The following is a 16,794-nucleotide window of genomic DNA, read 5'->3' as shown; positions in this document are numbered from 1 at the left end:
TTCCATCTAAGGGCGATGATGGATACAAAAGTAACCTTTTTCATGGAGAAAACAGACAAGAAATAGCCTTTTCTTCATGGAGACGTATAAAAAACAGGCAAGGAGACGCTTCACGCGCCCCCTTGCCCCAACTCAAAAGGAAATATACAAAAGAACATGGTTTATCTTTTCCGCATCCGTTCCCGTTCTTCGTCTTGCACCATACGCTGGTTCAGTTTCTCCGAAGCCCGGTCAAAGAAATAGGTGCGGCTACCGTTTTTCCGTCCCTTGATGGCGGCATAGGTGTTATAGCATTGGCTGTCTTTGATTTCCAGCCCGAATATACGGGAGAAGTGCCCCAACAGTTCCCCCATGCCGGTTTCTCCTCCATTGATATATTTCAATGTGTCAAGTCCGTACAGCAGTTCTATCAGGTCCACGGTGCTGCCCGTCCACCGCATGGAAGGGGCATCGGCAGGTATGTCATTTTTCTTTTCGTCTTGGGAGGGGATGAAGGATAGTGGCGGCACTTGGCTATGTGGCATGGAAATGTGCTTCAGCATCTTGCGCACGAAGGCGAGGGCTTTGCGCACGTACACGCTGTGGTGGGTGCCCGTATCTTGCAGGGCTTTGTGGTATTGCAGTTCCGTTTCCGCATAGCTCAACGCGGGCAACGGATGGCAGGGGCTTGCCGCTCCCGTGCAGAGCGAAATGACCGTTGCTACGAACTCGTTGTATGCCGCACTTAGCCCGTTGCGGCTTTCGGGGTTGTCTATCAACCGGAAAAACTCCGTTTCCGTCAATATGAGATGTTCCATTTTTCTTCAGTTTTATGTTGTTACACTTGGGTTGAAGTGTGCGCACATAAAACTATCGGGCAAACGGCAGTCCAACGGAGAGAGTTTTTTTGCGGTTTGTTTTGCAACAGGCTGATAGACAGGGATATGTTTGATGAAAATAATTTTGGATACCCCAAAAAGGATTTCCGGAAGTGTTCAGATTATGAACACGTGTTCATAATCTGAACAGTCTTTTGAGCAGGGAAGCGTCCGTTTTCTGAACACTTGCGCCATCGCTCTTGCGGTACACGGCTTTCAGCGAGCCGTCCTTGTACGCCTTTATTCCGTCCCGTACCCATTCGCTTTCGGGCAAATCCCCAAGGAACAGGCGGCAGCCATTCCCTGCAATGACGGGTATTGTGCAGAGGATGATTTCATCCAGCAGGTGCATCCGAGCCATGCCGTTGATGATGCTTGCGGTGGTGGTATTGGCTTCTATGAAATAGGTTGCAGAGGTCTTGTCAAGCACCAGCATGGTGAGTGAGGTGTATTCGGAAAGCGGACGGGCGGTTTCCTTCATTTCGGCAATCCCGAACTTGTCCGGCGTGTCGGTCTTGGAAAGCCATTTCTGCGCTTCCCCTGAACTGTCCGCAAGGCATCCGTCCATCGTGAGGACGGCGAATAATACGACTTTTCCCATTCGGTCTTTTTTAGTGGTTATGACCGAAGCCGACAAAAATAGCGTGCAATGCACACTACTTTCAAGCGACGGCTCTGGTAAAGCCTTTACAGAGAGTACGTGACTGCACGCTATGCCAAGGCATAGCATAAGCATCACGCAATCGCCTCTGTAGTTCCAATTTACCAGATTTTCGCTTGAAACGCCTTGCGGTCTTATTCTATACTATATCTTCATCGGGCAGAAATCTTTACTTTCCACACCCGATTTTTCTCAAATGTTGCTACAAAGGTAGCCTTTTTCCTGTAATTCCTTTCATTTTTTTACTATTTTCTATTCTATTCCGTATGCGTCTATCTTGTTGTACAGGGTGGTACGCCCGATGCCGAGTAATTTTGCTGCCAACGTGCGGTTGCCCTTTGACTGTTCCAAGGCACGGAGTATCCGCGTCTTTTCCATGTCGCTTAATGACAAAATATCATCAGCCGCCGGCGGCATTTCGTCAAAATCAAACGTGTCCGCCGTGACCGTATTGCCTTCTGTATGCAGCACCGCCATGCGCACGACCCGTTTCAGTTCCCTCACGTTGCCGCCCCATGTGTATGCAAGCAGTTGTTTCTTCGCTTCCGCGTCAAAGCCTTTCACCTGCTTCTCAAATTCCTCGTTGGCAAGTTGCCGGAAGAAGTCAGCTAATGGCATAATGTCCTCCTTGCATTCACGCAATGGCGGTATATGCAGGGTGTATTCCTTCAACCGTTGGTAGAGGTCAGCCCGGAAACGCTTTTCGGCGATGGCGGTCTGCAATTCCTCGTTGGTAGCGGCGATGATACGCACATCGGCTTTCTTGTCCTTGCTGCCGCCCGTGGGTCTGTACCGTTTGGCTTCCAGCGCACGGAGCAGCATCTGTTGCACTTCCGGTGGCAGGTTGCCTATCTCGTCGAGGAACAACGTGCCTCCGGCGGCTTCCTCCCAAAAGCCTTGCTTCTTGCTTTCGGCTCCCGTGAACGCCCCTTTCTCGTGTCCGAACAGGGCGGATGCGGCAAGCTCTTTCGACAGCAGTCCGCAATCCACGGGTATGAATGGCCCCGCCGACCGTTTGCTCCTTGCGTGTATCTTCTCGGCTATGTGTTCCTTGCCCGTGCCGCTCTCGCCCAGTATCAGGACGCTCATGTTGGTGGTGGCAACCAGCTTTATCTTGTGGTCTATCTCACGGAAAGCCGCGCTCTGCCGCTCGTAAATCGGTGCTTCGTGCCGCTCCATCCTTTTCCGTAAGGTTTTCAGGAGCGGAAATAGGTTGTCCTCAATCAGCTTCTTCGGGATGTAGTCCTCCGCACCCAATTTCATAGACCGGACGGCGGTGGGCACTTCGTCATAGTCGGTCATGACGATGTAGGGATTGTTCCTGCCTTGCTTCCGCAGTTCTTCCAGCAGGGCGATGCCGTCACCGTCGGGCAGGCGCATGTCGGCAAGCACGATGTCGTCCTCCTGCATCTTTGCAAACAGCTTCCGTGCGCCGTTGCAGGTGGAAGTGGCTACACTTTGGTATCCCTTGTTTTCCAACAGGCGGCACACAAAGTCGGAATAGATGATGTTGTCCTCAATGACGATTATTCTGCCCATCGTTCCGCCTCCTTTCTTGCCAAATCAACTATCAACTCACCTTGTGCCAATACTGCACCTACGGCTGTACTCAATTCTTCATCCGATACGCTCTCCTTATGGATAACATCATACAGCACTTTCAGCGGCTGTTCCGCCTTTATCAGCATCCACGAGCTTCTCAAATGATGTACCCAGTTATCCAACGCCTTCATGTCCTTTGCTTCCTCCGCCTTGCGCACTTCTTCCATGTTGGATTGCGTAGTGGTCACTAACTTTTCCAATGTGCGCCGTTTGTCACCGAAAGCGAGCAGAGGCGAGAGGTCTATGCGGCTTGTTTTGTTCCGCTCGATGCAGTTTTCCGTGACGGCAAGCAGTTCGTCTATGGAATAGGGCTTGTATAGCACGGCAGCAAAACCTTTCCTTTTCAGTTCCTCTTCCTCCACGTAGCCTGCGGCGGTGGCGGCAACAACGGGGATGGTCTGCGAGTTGCCGATTTCCGATGTGCGCATCAGTTCCAATACCTCGTAGCCGTTTACCTCCGGCATCTTCAGGTCGGTTATCAGCAGGTCGTAATCCTTTGTGCGCATCAGGTCTGTCAGTTTATCCACCGTCAGGCAGGTGTCGCACTCCACGCCGCTTTGCTTATACATTTCCTTCATCATGTCCAGCAACATCCCGTTGTTGTCTATCGCCAGCACGGAGCAGCCGGAGAGCGTGGAACGTTGAGCGTTTGTCTTTTCGATGGCCGTTGTTTCCTCCGCCTTAGGCAAAGGAAGGCTCACGGTGAAACGGCTTCCCTTGCCCGGTTCGCTTTCCACTGTGATGCTTCCTTTCAGTAGTTTCACCGTATCGGCTACGATGGCAAGCCCCAGCCCGAAGCCGTCTTCCGTCACGGCATTGCCCAGCCGCTCAAAAGGGATGAATATCCGCTGTTGCTGTTCCTTTGTTATGCCCGTACCAGTGTCTTCCACTACTAACGTGAAGACATTGTTCTTATAATCGGTACTTAATGTGACTGTTCCGCTTTGTGTAAACTTGATGGCATTGGATAGCAGGTTGCCGCCGATGCTCAGGATGCGGTTCTTGTCGCCGCCTACTATCTCGTCCGCTTGGTTTTTCACCGTGAATGTGAGTTGTTTACCTTTCGCCAAAGGCGCAAATTCCGTTTTCAAGGTCTCGGCGATGGAGCATAGCTTGAACGGCTTGATACTTGGCGTTTCCTTGCCGCTGTCCAGTCGGAAATACACAAGCAGGCTGTTAATCATCCAAGCCATGCGTCTAGCGGCATCGTGGATGGTCTGTGCGTGGCGCATCCGGCTGTCCGCTTCCGTGTCGTTCTGTAGCAGTTCGGCGTTACCGCTGATGGCGGTCAATGGGGTGCGCAGTTCGTGGGTGACGTTCTGGATGAGGTTACGCCGCAGCTTGATTAGCTTCTCATTCGCTTCGTTGCTCTCCTGCAACTCGCCGATGAGCTTCTCGCGCCGCTTCCGCTCGTTGTCGTTGCGTTTCATTTCCCGGTGGATGGCGAAGTACGACAGGAACAGCAGGATGATGGCGGCGGATATGGTGGCGGTGAACAGCCGCACGGACAACGCCTGCGCCTCGGTTATTTTCCGTTCACGCTGAACAAAAGCGTTTTGCGCCTGTATATCAAGGTCACCGATTAATCTGTTCAGTTGGATGTTCAGTGTCCTGTTGCGGTTGCGCAGACTGTCGGCGTAGGCATCCATTTCCGCCGTTTGCCGCAGTTGCAGGGCTATCAAGCTGTCGCTGAACTGGTGCAATTCTTTGGCGGAAGGGAGTACCTGAACGGTTTTCTTACCTCCGAACACTCCTGCCAGTCCGCTTTTCTTCTGTTTCACGGTACGAATACGTGTTGCTCGCTTTGCTACTTCGGGCAGGTGGTTCACCAAAAGGCTGTCCGCTTCGCCTTGCTGTTCTATCGCTTCCATGATATGGCACAAGTGAAGTTCCTTATCTGATAGCAGGGTACAAAGAGTGTCTATCTGTTCTGGATGTACATACGTCATGCAATGGAGCTTCAAAGCTCGCAACAAACTGTCTGTATGCAGTCGTTGGTTATGATAATTACGATAATCCGTATCATTCCACCCAATGACACCCTCGCCCAACAGGGCAAGCTGGGTGATATGGCGGTGGGCGGTGTTGATGTCGCGGCGTACCTGTTGTATCTCACTTACCTCCATTTCAATATTACGCATACGCTTACGTTCATATACAATAACACCTACCATACTACCAATAATAAGCAGTAATAACACATAGCCCAATAATATTTTCTGATTTAATTTCATTTGATTGAAACTTTATTTCTCTTGTATCTTTCGCAACTTACCCACCGCCTTCTCCAACGATTCCTCCGGCTTGATGATGTTGTAATTTCCCCAAAAGCCCTTGTCGAAGAACAGCGAGGCATCATCGGAAAGAATTTGGTCTTTCCCGAAGGCTTCACGGATGGGAATATCGGTGGTGGACGGCTTGATGTCCGTTACTACCATTTCTGATACAACAGCATAGCTGGTGGAGAACAGCCTGCGCCGCCAATCGCATTTGAAACGGAGTTCGTTGCGGACATAACTCAGGTAGGTCTTGCCATCGTGGTCGGTGTAATTGACCTGATAAGCTACTTCCACAGGTTTGAAGCGCAAGCCGAAAGGTTTACTGTGCAGGATGGCTTGCGTAGCCTTGTAACGGTCGCTCGTGTCGAGGAAGAACTCGGCACGGGTGAAGGAGAGGCGTTCCTTGTCGATGTAGAACTTGCCGTAATAGAGGGCGTAAGGCAGTTTGCGGTTGGGCGTGAAGCTCACCACGTATTGCGGACGCTGGTCGATGGCGGTCGGTTCCTCAAAATGGAAGTCATAGCACGGGAGAACTTCGGGACTGAGCAACAAGTCAGGATTCTTCACCACATCCAAATAAATGGATGCGTTAGGCCCGCCCAATAGCTTTACGGCTAAAGTATCGCTTGCCTTCGGACTAAGCAGGCGACGGCCTTTGAGGATACGTACCCGGTCGTGGCCGGCATCTTGCGTGTAGGGTGTCTTGTGTAAGTCGATGACGGCTTCGGCAATGTTGATGTAGCGTCTGCGCTTGCGGGAGGTTTCCCGATAGAAACCAGTCAGTCGGTCGGCCACGGTACTGTAATTGGCAGGTATTTTCCGGATAGCTTCCTCTACCAACTCGCGCGGATTGCGTCCGCTGACGACAACCTCATTCAGCATCAACGTGGAGGGTGTAAGCCAGACGGTGGATAAGTCCGAATCTCCTTCTTTCAGACGGATACGGGCATTGGCGTAACCCAAATGCGACACTTCGAGCGTGGTATTGCCTACCGGTTCTTTCACCTTGAACGTAAATTCGCCGTCGGCATTGGTCACGGTGGACTCCGTGCTTCCGGCGATGGACACATTGGCGTAAGACAAGACCCGCTTGTCCGACTTGTCTTTTACCGTACCGCTGATGGTTACATACTTGTTTTCATCTTTCGGAATGTTGATAGCCTTTGCCGGAGCCAAATACAGCAGGAAAAGGCAGAACAGAATGTACTTGTTAGTTTTCATATCTCTATATAATTTTAGGTGTTACAGATTATCTTGCTTCAACCGTTCCACAAAGTGGTCAATCCGCTGCAGTTCCGCCGGAATGTCAATGCGTTGCGGGCAGTGGGGGCTACATTGGTTGCACCCGATGCAATGGCTGGCCTGACGGAGTTTCGGCACGTCGCGGTCATAACCTATAAGGTAGGCGCGACGGGCACGGCAGTAGTTCTCGTCCTGCGAGCTTTCGGGAATGTTTCCTTCGTTCAGGCATTTGTTGTAGTGCAGCAGAATGGCAGGGATGTCTATCCCGTAGGGGCACGGCATACAATACTTGCAGTCGTTGCAAGGGATGGTGTCGAACTGCATCATGCGGTCGGCTGCCTGTTGCAGGAAAGCGAGCTCGTCATCGCTCAACGGCTTCAGCGGGCTGTAGGTGCGCAGGTTGTCTTGCAGGTGTTCCATGCGTGTCATGCCGCTCAGCACGGTCAGCACGCCTGGGAAATTTCCGGCAAAGCGGAATGCCCACGATGCCACGCTACGCTCCGGTTCGCGCTGCTTGAACATTGCCACGATGTCGTTCGGGACATTGGACAGCCGTCCGCCCAACAGCGGCTCCATGATGATAGCAGGGATATCGCGCTTTGCCAGTTCATTGTACAGATATTCGGCATCGGTGTTGCGCGGGTTGATTTGCTTGGCGTATTTCCAGTCGAGGTAATTCAGCTGTATCTGTACGAAGTCCCAGTGGTATTTGTCGTGCTCTGCCAGCAGGCGATCGAACACGGCGATGTCCCCGTGATAGGAAAATCCGAGGTTGCGGATGCGTCCTGCCTCGCGTTCTTCCAACAGGAAGTCCAACACGCCATTGTCTATGTAGCGTTTCTCGTATTCCTCCATGCCGCCTCCCATGCCTATGCCGTGCAGCAGGTAGTAGTCGATGTAATCCACCTGCAAGTCTTTCAACGAATTGCGGTACATCGCGATGGCTGCCTCGCGAGTCCACGTGGCGGGGGCGAAGTTAGACAGTTTGGTGGCGATGAAATACGTGTCGCGCGGATGCCGGGCAAGGGCGACGCCGGTCGCCTTCTCCGACATGCCCCGGCAATAGGCGGGCGATGTGTCGATGTAGTTCACGCCGTGCGCGAGAGCGTAGTCCACCAGTTCGTTTACCATCTCCTGGTCAATGTCCTCGTTTCCTTCCCGTGCGGAGCGACCTCCCACAGAGGGGAGGCGCATCATGCCGAAGCCGAGTAGCGACACCCGGTCGCCTGTCTTGGGGTTGGTACGGTAGGTCATCTGCCCGGTAGAGATTTCGCTGTTAGCTGATGCCTTGTCCCGCTTATTAGCGCAAGCCGCCAACCCCGCGGTTGCCATTCCTGTCGCTCCCGCTATCTTGAAGAAATCGCGGCGCGAGATGATTCTTTTGTTTTTATTATCCATATAACTGAGTTTTGTTTTATCATTTATTGTAAACCACGCCGTAGGGCGCGATAACACTTCTGGAAAATTATTCGCTCCGTCGTAGGGCGCGATAACGCCTCTGGAGAATTATTCGCTCCGTCGCGGGGCGCAATAACACTTCTGGAGAATTATTCGCTCCGTCGTAGGGTGCGACGGCGCTCGCGGACTTCCTTTTAAATCTCCCTGTGCACCTCGTGCCCTTCCACGTAAATCGCACTGAACGGGCGTGCCGGACAAAGATTCTCGCAAGCCCCGCAACCGACGCAACGCTCCACGTTGATGGCCGGAATCTTGGGCGAATCGGGATTGGCGGCATCCGAGGGTATCATCAGTATGGCTCCCGCCGGGCAATGGCGGGCACAGTTGCCGCACTCCACGCCATCGGTCAGCGGCACACAATTCTCCTTGACCCATACGGCGTGTCCTATCTGCGTGGCGGATTTCTCCGCTGCGGTTATCGGGCGTATAGCTCCGGCAGGACAGACTTCGCTGCACTTCGTACATTCCGGTCGGCAGTAGCCACGCTCATAACCCATTTCTGGCTGCATCAGCTTCGTCAGGTCGGTGGACGGGCGAAGTACCCCGTTGGGGCATACCGACACGCAGAGCTGGCAGGCGGTGCAATGCCGGGCGAAGTCGCGTGCGCTCAATGCTCCCGGTGGCACTATCGGGGTCTTGCGGTCGGGGATTTTCTTGCTCTCGATAATCGCCAAGCCTCCGTCCACTTTCTTTTCCTGTGCCTTTAACGCGGCAGTTGTGGCAACCAAAGCCGTGGCGGTCAGAAACGAGCGGCGGGCATCGTTGATTTGCTCTGCTGAAATTTTAGATTCAACAGCTTTCGGTTGTGCGGCTTCCTTTGCCGGATGCTTGTAGCTGATGGCTCCCTTATGGCATTTTCCGATGCAATCCATACAAGCCACGCAACGGCTGTAATCAATCCGATGGTTGGCGATGTCGATACAAGCCGCCTTGCAATTCCGGGCACACAGTTTGCAGTTTACGCATTTGTCCTTGTCAATCACCGGCTTCAACCACGAGAAACGGGCAAGGAACCCCAGCACCGTACCTACCGGACAGATAGTATTGCAGTAAGTCCGTCCGTTCCGCCACGCCAATACTCCTATTATAATAAAGGAGAGCAAAGCGATAAAGAAGGTCGGCAGGCTTTTCAGCCACACCTCCGTTTCATAGAAGGCGTAACTGTCGGCTCGCTCCGCAAAATAAGCGAGCAGGTTGTTCCCCCAGCCGTATATCGGGGCGAACAGGTTGCCGGCTATCCGCCCGTATGAACTGTACGGCGCGAGCAATGCCACTAATGAGCCAATCCCGGCTATCATCGCAATGATGAAGACCGCCAGCACACTATACCGCAACCACGATTTGGCGGGAGAATAGCCGTAACGGTTCTTTTTCTGTTTCTTGCCCACCCAAGCGATGATGTCCTGCATCACGCCTAATGGACAAATGATTGAGCAGTACACCCGTCCGAAGGCAAGTGTCAGCAGCACGAGGAACACCACAACTCCCACATTCAACGCCAAGAGCGCAGGCAGGAACTGTATTTTGGCCGTCCAGCCCAACCAAGCGTGCAGCGTCCCCGTGAAGTCGAGGAACAACAGCGTGACGGCGGTGAAGAACAGGACGGCGAGCGTCAGTCTGATTTTGCGTAACATACTTCTCAACTGTTTTTATGGAATTTATATCGTAACCAAACCACCCCGTCCTCCATCTCTTTCACAGATAGCAGTTCAAGCGACTGCCCTTGCGAGGGATTTCCTTTGCCAATATAATGGAAGATGGATGTGGAGCCTGCTGAACCGTCGATGCCCGGATATATGACAAGGCTCAACTCGTCTATCAGTCCGGCTTGCAGGAACGCACCGTCTATGATGCCTCCGCCTTGCAGCGAGAGTGATTCCACGCCAAAGGTCTCCGCCAATGTATGCATCGCCGTGCGGAGGTCATCGCCTTTTGATCCGGCAAACAGATAGGAGATTCCTTTCTTCTGAAGATACTCCAAATAGAACGCAGGAGCCGTTTCAGGCAGGATGCAGACGATGCTGTCGCCCCTTACGGTAGCGGATTCATAGAGAATGTCCGCATCCGGGTCGGCTACCACAAAGAGACGGGTTGAAGTGCGCTCGGCAATAAACGGTGCAGGATGAGCCAACGGCGTGGTGTCCTGCGTATGAAATTTCTTTGGAAAATAGCCTTCACACAACGTGTTCTTGCCGAACATCCAAGCGTCGGTATTCAACTGGCGGCCAACGGCGGCATAGATGCCCATCAGTTCGCCTTTGCTCTTCCCATTATATGGTTCCGTCCAGCGGTCGGTCAGCAGCCGACCATCCACGGAACCCATTACGTGACAAATAATTTGTGGGTACATATCGTTATCAATTTAATTTATAATCCGGGGTCAATAGATAGTGCTCAGGTTGGCATCCGAATACCTGCCGATATAAAAGAGCCAACAGGCGTGGCTGATAGAAGCCGAACTCTCCGGCAACCTGTTCCAACGGACAGCCTTCCTTGTGGACACGCTTTTTGATGTACTCCATCATTCTGATGCGTATATATTCGGCAAGCGTTTTCCCGGTTTCTGCCCGTACAAAGTCGTTCAAGTACGCAGGTGAAAGGGAGGACAAAGCGGATTCTACCTTACTTATACCGCCTTCCACAGACTTTTGTTCGCATAATGAAAAATATTGGGAAAGCGTTTTGTCCAGCTTCTCCATATATTCCCCGTCAATGTCGGTGCGGCAGGCAAATTGCCGTTCATAGAAACGAACGCAGTAGTCCAACAGCAGTTCCAGCCCGGCAGATACAAGGCGTAGGCTGTGGCGGTCAATATCGCGCCGCAGTTCCTCGTGGAGATGTTCCAGACGGTCTTGCACGATGCGCTTCTCTTGCAAGGAAAGGTGCAAAGACTCGTTCTCCCGGTAATCGAAGAACGTATAGTCGGTTTTCTTGAACACAAGGCTTTTGGTGCTGAACAGCTCCGGGTGGAACAAAATACCGGATATGCTTCCGTCCACGGCATCCTCCCGGCAGACGCGCACGATGTCGCCCGGCTTCGTAAATACCAGCGTGCCATATTGGAAATCGGCGCACTTTCTGCCATAACGCGCTTCGCCGCATCGTGTCTGGACAAAGCGGATGGCGTAGAAGTTGCCCGTAAAGCATAATGTGCCGTCGTCCTCCAAGCGTGCCGGGTCGATGACGGCCACTTCCGGGTGCAACGTCGGCTGCCGCATCTGTTTGTTAAACTCGTCTATGGTAAATGTCCGTATATCGTTCATTACTATTTGTTTTATGTCTTGATACAAAAATACCGCTTCCGCCGTGGCGCGTCCATACACAGATTACGGATTGAAGCACCAATTTCGACGAAAGCGGCAAGAGAGCTTTACTAAAGGTCAGGCCTTTGGCTACCTCACCTCGGACTTGAGGGTATCTCATGTCCGACCTGAGCCTACCTCATGTCCGGGATGAGATAAGTTCATTCCAGATGTTTTCCAAAGAACTCTGTCAGCTTGCCTACCGCCTTTTCCACGTGCTCCGGCACCCAATACGTCTGGATGTGTCTTGCACCGGGGATGAGATACAGTTCCTTGTTGTCCGTCCCCGTGGCTTTGCTGAAACATTGTTCAGTCATATAGAACGTATCGGCATTGCTGCCCGCCATCATCAGGAGCGGCTGGTTGATGAGGTACATCCCTTCGCTGGCATCAAACGCCATCAAGTCCATCAGACTGCTTTTGGTATAGCGGAAAGTGGAGCCGGGATGCGCGTGCGTTTGGAGGTAATACTTGTAGCCGTCACGATAGAGGTCAAAAGGGAGCTGCTTCGCCTGCTCCGGCGAAATGCCGCTCATATCACCCACATATTCCGGTGCTTCGCCATTGGCTTCTTTCTGACGGGCGGCACAGGCATCGGCAAGACGCTCCTGCACATCGCCCATCTGCGAATCAAGGAAACCATTGCGCCGCACCAGTCCGGAGTTGAACATACTGAGCGTAGCGACCGCCTTGAAGCGTTTGTCCGTCTGCGCGGCTTTCAACGTATAGCCGCCACCGCCGCAGATGCCGAGGATGCCGATGCGGTTGGCATCCACTCCGGGATATTGCGTCAGGATGTCGGCGGCACGGTGTATGTCCTCAATGCGGTTGGCAGGCTTGTCCACGTTGCGCGGCTCTCCCTCGCTTCCGCCCTGATAGGCTGCGTCAAAGGCAAGGCAGATGTAACCCTGCTCCGCCATTCGTTGGCTGTATAGACCCGCCACCTGCTCCTTGCAGCCTCCGTTGGGATGCGCCACGACAAGGGCGGGATAGGTTTTCGCTGTGTCATATCCGGCAGGCGTATAGACATTGGCGACTATTGTCAAGCCGTTCAGGTCGTAGGTAATGCGATGGATGTTCACCTTGCCCGGTTCGTTCTTGGTAATGGCTCCTTGATAGACCAACCCGAAAGGATTGGAGTTAGGGCTTTGAATGGTGGAGAAGTCCACCGAAGTAAACGCTTGGTTAGTCTGTGCGACCGATGTGCCTGCCAGCATCAAAGCGACAGCACTGCACAAAACATTCTTAAATAAAGTATTCATTGTGTTTCTTTTTGTCAGTTGATTACATACACTCTTTCAACACCTCAAACAATTCATCCCGTGTGAACTGCTTGCAACATCCCGGCATCAGCAGGCAGGTGTCGGTAGCAGCACGAAGCACGCTCTCGTCTGTAATGCCCAACTCGCTCCAACGGGTAGGTAGGCCTATTTCCTTAATGAAGGCTTCGAGCGCATCGATGCCAAGGGCGGCGGTCTGTTCTACGATATCGCCTTTCACATTCCACACCCGTTCTGCCATACGCGCCAGCTTCTCCTTGCCTTCATTCAGCAAGTGACGGTAGAGCGAGGGATGGATGACTGCCAATGCCCGACCGTGGTTGCAGTCGGTGTAAGCACCCACGGCATGTTCCAGCATATGGCATTGGAAGTCGGTCTGCTTGCCCAACTTCAGCAGGCTGTTTTCGGCAAGGGCAGAGTCCCACATCAGTTCGCCACGGGCAAAGTCGTTGTCCGGGTCGGCTATCAGGGTACGGAGGTTCTTGATGACGTTGCGCATCACCGCCTCGTTGATTTCATCAGAGAGGTTGTCCGTCTGCGGCTTGCCCATATAGGTTTCCATACAGTGGCTCAATGTGTCGAATGCGCCGCTGATGACTTGTCCCATCGGAAGGGTTTTCGTCAAGTCGCTGTCCAAGACGGCGAAGTTGTGGTAAGCCCCAACCAGCGGCTGTTTCAGCTTCTTTTCGGTGTGGGTGATGACCGCCCCGTTGTTCTGCTCCGCACCTGTTCCCGATGCCGTAACGACAGCACCCATCGGTACAAATTCGTTGGGATACCGATGCTTCGTGTACTGCATCTCCCAGATGTCCTCGTCTAACTTTGCTTGTGCCGAAACTATCTTACAGCAGTCGATGACCGAACCTCCGCCCACGGCAAGGATGAAGTCTATACTGTTTTCACGCACCAGCCGTGCACCCTCCTGCACCTTGGCATAGGTAGGATTGGGCATAATTCCGCCGAAGTCCACCACATCCTTTCCGCACTCGTGCAGCCAATCCACAACCTTGTCATACAATCCCGTGCGTTTCAGCGAGCCGCCACCGTATGCTAACAGCACATTCTTGCCCACAAGTCTCATTTCTTCTTTTATCGCGCCCTCGGCGCACCCCTTGCCAAAATGTTGGCGGACGGGATATTGATATGTAAAATTGTTCATCTTTTTTCTATTTTTTATCATTCATCATTTTTCGGGAAAAAGAACGGAAGCGCATTGTAGATGTATTCCATTGTCGGACGGTATTCGTGCCGTGCCCCTTTTTTTTCGTGGAAAGTCATATTGTCCGTGTTGAACACCTCCGGCAAGCGTGCCATCCCTTCGATTTGCAGCAAGGTTTCGCTGTATGCCGAATCACTTGTTCCGCTTGCCGCCCAAATATAGAACCCAGTGCCGGCGTATGCGGATTGTCGCACCTTGTCAGCAAGATAAGCCGCCGTTTCATCGGGACGGTTCATTCCGGCAAACCGGCCTAACGACCAGCAGTCGCCGCTGACGGGCATAAACCATTTGAATGCATCGAGTGTCTCGTCAAAGGCATACCAAGTGGTGACTGCACCCATCGAGAAGCCGCCGATGGCACGGTGTGCACGGGATGCCTCGATGCCCTCCGCATCCGTGGCCTCGGCGTATGTATGGTATCGGCTTTCCACCACAGGAATCAAGTCGTTGACCAGTTCCTGCGGCAAAGCCCTGCAATACGGATCGGCATCTGTATAGTTGGCTGTGGGCTGGCCGTAGTTGTAAGTCGGCGTGACTACAATCATCGGGGCGATGTCACCGTGGGCAATCATCTGGTCGAGCAGATTTCGGAGCATACCGTCCTCTGTCTCGAAATAGGTGGAAGCCGTGCCGTAATGCCCGTGTACGAGGTACATAATGTTGTACCTTTTCTGTTCGTCATAGCCATAAGGTAGATAGACGTATGCCGTGTTTGTCCGGGATGCACCACTGCCTTCCGCATAGTCGCGTGTGTCATAATCCATACGGACAATGCTGCCACGTTGTTCCGCTTCCTGTTCGTATCCGTTGGGAATGGGATTTGTTTCGCTGACAAGTTCCACTTCGGACGAAGATGCGCCTGAGTTGTCCGGGACGGACGGATTGCCCGTTTCCGGCAAGGTTTCATCCGTACCACACCCGACAAGGAAAGCTACGAAAAGAAACGGCCATACCATATATAAACGAGATGTTTTCATTGTTCCGACATTCCTATCCGTCCGAGCCATTCACGTATGCCGTCTGCTGAACCTTCCACGCTATTACGCGAGATGCTGTAACCGTCCACCATCGTGGCGTTTGGCTCCATTCCGGCAATGTCATCCACCGTTCCGCTCCATCCGCTTCCGCCGTGTGACGAGAAAGGAATGAGCGTCTTGCCCGTAAAGTCGTATTCATCGAAGAACGAATACATTGCCATCGGCATCTGATACCACCAGATGGGATAGCCCACGAAGATGACATCGTAATCATCGAAGTTCTCAATATCCGTGGCAAGAGCGGGGTGAATATCGTTCTGCCGCTCGTTATCGGCCTGTGATGCCAAATCATCAAAATTGCCCGGATAGGGTGTTGCTGTTTGTATCCGTACAATGTCAGCACCGGTGGTTTCGCTAATGACCGTTGCCATGTATTCCACGCTGCCGTACAAGTCGCCGTTTACAATCACACGGCTGGCGGAAGTGCTGGCATCCACACCGTCCGGCAAAGGCTCGGAGAAGTAGGCAACAAGCACATTGTGATTAGTTCCGGGTACTACCTCTTCGGTAGGGACATCAATATCGTTATCTTCATTGTCGCCACAAGAGGCGAATGTCAGCGTTGCACAAAGCAAGGCGAAAGGGATAAAATACCGTTTCATCTGTTCCTCCTCTCATTATTTGATGACCTTAATCTCTTTCAGCCACTCCGTAATCCCTTTCGTATTGCGGCTCACCGCCCCAAATCCTTTCAAGTGTTTGGCATCGGGTGTCAGTTCCACAATCTTGGCGAGGGTCTCGTCGCGATAGGTGGCTCCATACGTACAGAACGGGATGACCGTCTTGCCCTTGAAATCGTAGCTCTCAGTGAAGGTATTGATAATCATCGGGGCAGTCCACCACCATACGGGGCATCCGATAAAGATGGTGTCGTAGCTGTCCCAATTCTCCACCTTGTTTTTGATGGCGGGACGGGCATTGTCCTCCTTTTCTTTCTTTGCCACCTCGGTGCAAGGGGTGTATTCCGTGGGGTAAGGCTTGACGGGTTCGATGCGGAAGAGCGTGCCGCCAGTCTGCTTGGCAATCTGTTCTGCTACATACTGTGTGTTGCCGCTCCAACTGAAATAAGCCACTAAGATTTTGTTGTCCTGTGCGTACAGGCTCATTCCGCCCATAACGAGCAGGGCGATGAGTGCGATAATCTTTGTTTTCATTCGTTCTTATTGTTTAGTATTATTATTCAATGATTCCAATCTCACGAAGCCAATTTTCCACATTCGATTCGTTGCTCAGGCTTCCGCTGGTCAATCCCAATCCGTCCAGATGCGCCTCGGCTCCTGAAGTCAGTTCTGCGATGCGTGCCAGTGTCTCGTCACGGTAGGTTGATGCATAGGTGCAGAACGGAACTACAGTCTTTCCTGCGAAATCATAGCTCTCGGCGAAAGTGCAGATTATCATGGGTGTGGTGTGCCACCATACGGGACAACCGATAAAGATAGTGTCGTATGCCGCCCACGCTTCTTCATCAATTGAGCTGCTTATGGCAGGACGGGCATCGCTGTCCCGTTCTGCCAATGCCACTTCGGTGCATTCGGTATAATCTTCGGGATAAGGCGTGACTGGCTCTATACGAAACAGGTCAGCTCCGGTTTGTTCGACAATCTGCTGTGCCATCCGCTGTGTGGTTCCTCCCCAACTGAAATAGGCCACAAGGATGTTGCTGTCTCCCGAAGGTGTGTCCGGGTCGTTAGGGTCTTCAGGTTCGTCTGAATCATCAGAGTTGTCATTCGGGTCATCTGGTGTGCCGGGCTGTTCTGTTCCCGGTTCTTCCGTCACGGGGTCATCGTCCTCGCAGGCGTTGAAAGTGAAGGCGGCAAGCGCCATCAACAGGTAAACAAAATACTTTTTCATCGTTCC

The 16,794-nt window shown here is 52.6% G+C and carries 15 protein-coding genes; all 15 read right to left on the bottom strand.

Annotated elements, in window-relative coordinates; all coding sequences use genetic code 11:
• Nucleotides 1-161 precede the first annotated feature (161 nt).
• The 15 genes from BQ7480_RS06385 to BQ7480_RS06315 all read right to left on the bottom strand — a co-directional run bounded on the left by BQ7480_RS06385 (nt 162) and on the right by BQ7480_RS06315 (nt 16,788).
• The gene (locus tag BQ7480_RS06385; protein ID WP_072542193.1) at nt 162-797 is read right to left on the bottom strand and encodes an RteC domain-containing protein; all 636 of its coding nucleotides are present in this window, start codon (nt 795-797) and stop codon (nt 162-164) included.
• Between the two features lie 196 nt (nt 798-993).
• A complete protein-coding gene (locus BQ7480_RS06380; protein WP_229078344.1) occupies nt 994-1,458 on the bottom strand; it encodes a dihydrofolate reductase family protein in 465 nt (154 codons plus the stop codon).
• Between the two features lie 312 nt (nt 1,459-1,770).
• Nucleotides 1,771-3,057: a sigma-54-dependent transcriptional regulator gene (locus tag BQ7480_RS06375; protein WP_072542192.1), complete on the bottom strand. Its 1,287-nt coding sequence runs from the start codon at nt 3,055-3,057 to the stop codon at nt 1,771-1,773.
• The gene (locus BQ7480_RS06370) at nt 3,045-5,354 is read right to left on the bottom strand and encodes a hybrid sensor histidine kinase/response regulator (RefSeq protein ID WP_072542191.1); all 2,310 of its coding nucleotides are present in this window, start codon (nt 5,352-5,354) and stop codon (nt 3,045-3,047) included. Before BQ7480_RS06370 ends, BQ7480_RS06375 begins: the two co-directional genes overlap by 13 nt.
• Nucleotides 5,355-5,366: 12 nt before the next feature.
• Entirely contained in the window at nt 5,367-6,620 is a 1,254-nt protein-coding gene (locus BQ7480_RS06365; protein WP_072542190.1) for a carboxypeptidase-like regulatory domain-containing protein, read from the bottom strand.
• A 21-nt stretch (nt 6,621-6,641) separates the two neighbouring features.
• Entirely contained in the window at nt 6,642-8,039 is a 1,398-nt protein-coding gene (locus BQ7480_RS06360) for an aldo/keto reductase (RefSeq protein ID WP_072542189.1), read from the bottom strand.
• A gap of 194 nt (nt 8,040-8,233) precedes the next feature.
• Nucleotides 8,234-9,733 carry a 4Fe-4S binding protein gene (locus BQ7480_RS06355; protein WP_072542188.1) on the bottom strand — a complete coding sequence of 500 codons (1,500 nt, stop codon included), beginning with the start codon at nt 9,731-9,733 and terminating at the stop codon, nt 8,234-8,236.
• Between the two features lie 5 nt (nt 9,734-9,738).
• On the bottom strand, nt 9,739-10,449 hold the full coding sequence (locus BQ7480_RS06350) for a dihydrofolate reductase family protein (protein WP_072542187.1): 711 nt from the start codon (nt 10,447-10,449) through the stop codon (nt 9,739-9,741).
• A 7-nt stretch (nt 10,450-10,456) separates the two neighbouring features.
• Nucleotides 10,457-11,362 (bottom strand): AraC family transcriptional regulator, encoded by a 906-nt coding sequence (locus BQ7480_RS06345; protein ID WP_072542186.1) that lies wholly within the window; start codon nt 11,360-11,362, stop codon nt 10,457-10,459.
• 200 nt (nt 11,363-11,562) lie between these two features.
• Nucleotides 11,563-12,663, bottom strand: a complete 1,101-nt coding sequence (locus BQ7480_RS06340) for an alpha/beta hydrolase (RefSeq protein ID WP_072542185.1) — start codon at nt 12,661-12,663, stop codon at nt 11,563-11,565.
• A gap of 22 nt (nt 12,664-12,685) precedes the next feature.
• Nucleotides 12,686-13,840 (bottom strand): iron-containing alcohol dehydrogenase, encoded by a 1,155-nt coding sequence (locus BQ7480_RS06335; RefSeq protein ID WP_072543932.1) that lies wholly within the window; start codon nt 13,838-13,840, stop codon nt 12,686-12,688.
• 17 nt (nt 13,841-13,857) lie between these two features.
• Nucleotides 13,858-14,877 carry an alpha/beta hydrolase gene (locus tag BQ7480_RS06330; protein WP_161946430.1) on the bottom strand — a complete coding sequence of 340 codons (1,020 nt, stop codon included), beginning with the start codon at nt 14,875-14,877 and terminating at the stop codon, nt 13,858-13,860.
• Nucleotides 14,874-15,539, bottom strand: coding sequence for a flavodoxin (locus BQ7480_RS06325; protein ID WP_072542183.1), 666 nt, complete (start codon nt 15,537-15,539; stop codon nt 14,874-14,876). The genes BQ7480_RS06330 and BQ7480_RS06325 overlap by 4 nt, the downstream gene beginning before the upstream one ends.
• A gap of 15 nt (nt 15,540-15,554) precedes the next feature.
• Nucleotides 15,555-16,091, bottom strand: coding sequence for a flavodoxin (locus tag BQ7480_RS06320; protein ID WP_072542182.1), 537 nt, complete (start codon nt 16,089-16,091; stop codon nt 15,555-15,557).
• A gap of 22 nt (nt 16,092-16,113) precedes the next feature.
• Nucleotides 16,114-16,788 (bottom strand): flavodoxin, encoded by a 675-nt coding sequence (locus BQ7480_RS06315; protein ID WP_072542181.1) that lies wholly within the window; start codon nt 16,786-16,788, stop codon nt 16,114-16,116.
• Nucleotides 16,789-16,794 lie beyond the last annotated feature (6 nt).

Source organism: Bacteroides mediterraneensis, from assembly GCF_900128455.1.
Taxonomy (GTDB): Bacteria; Bacteroidota; Bacteroidia; order Bacteroidales; family Bacteroidaceae; genus Phocaeicola; species Phocaeicola mediterraneensis.
This window is presented reverse-complemented; position numbering and strand designations above follow the sequence as displayed.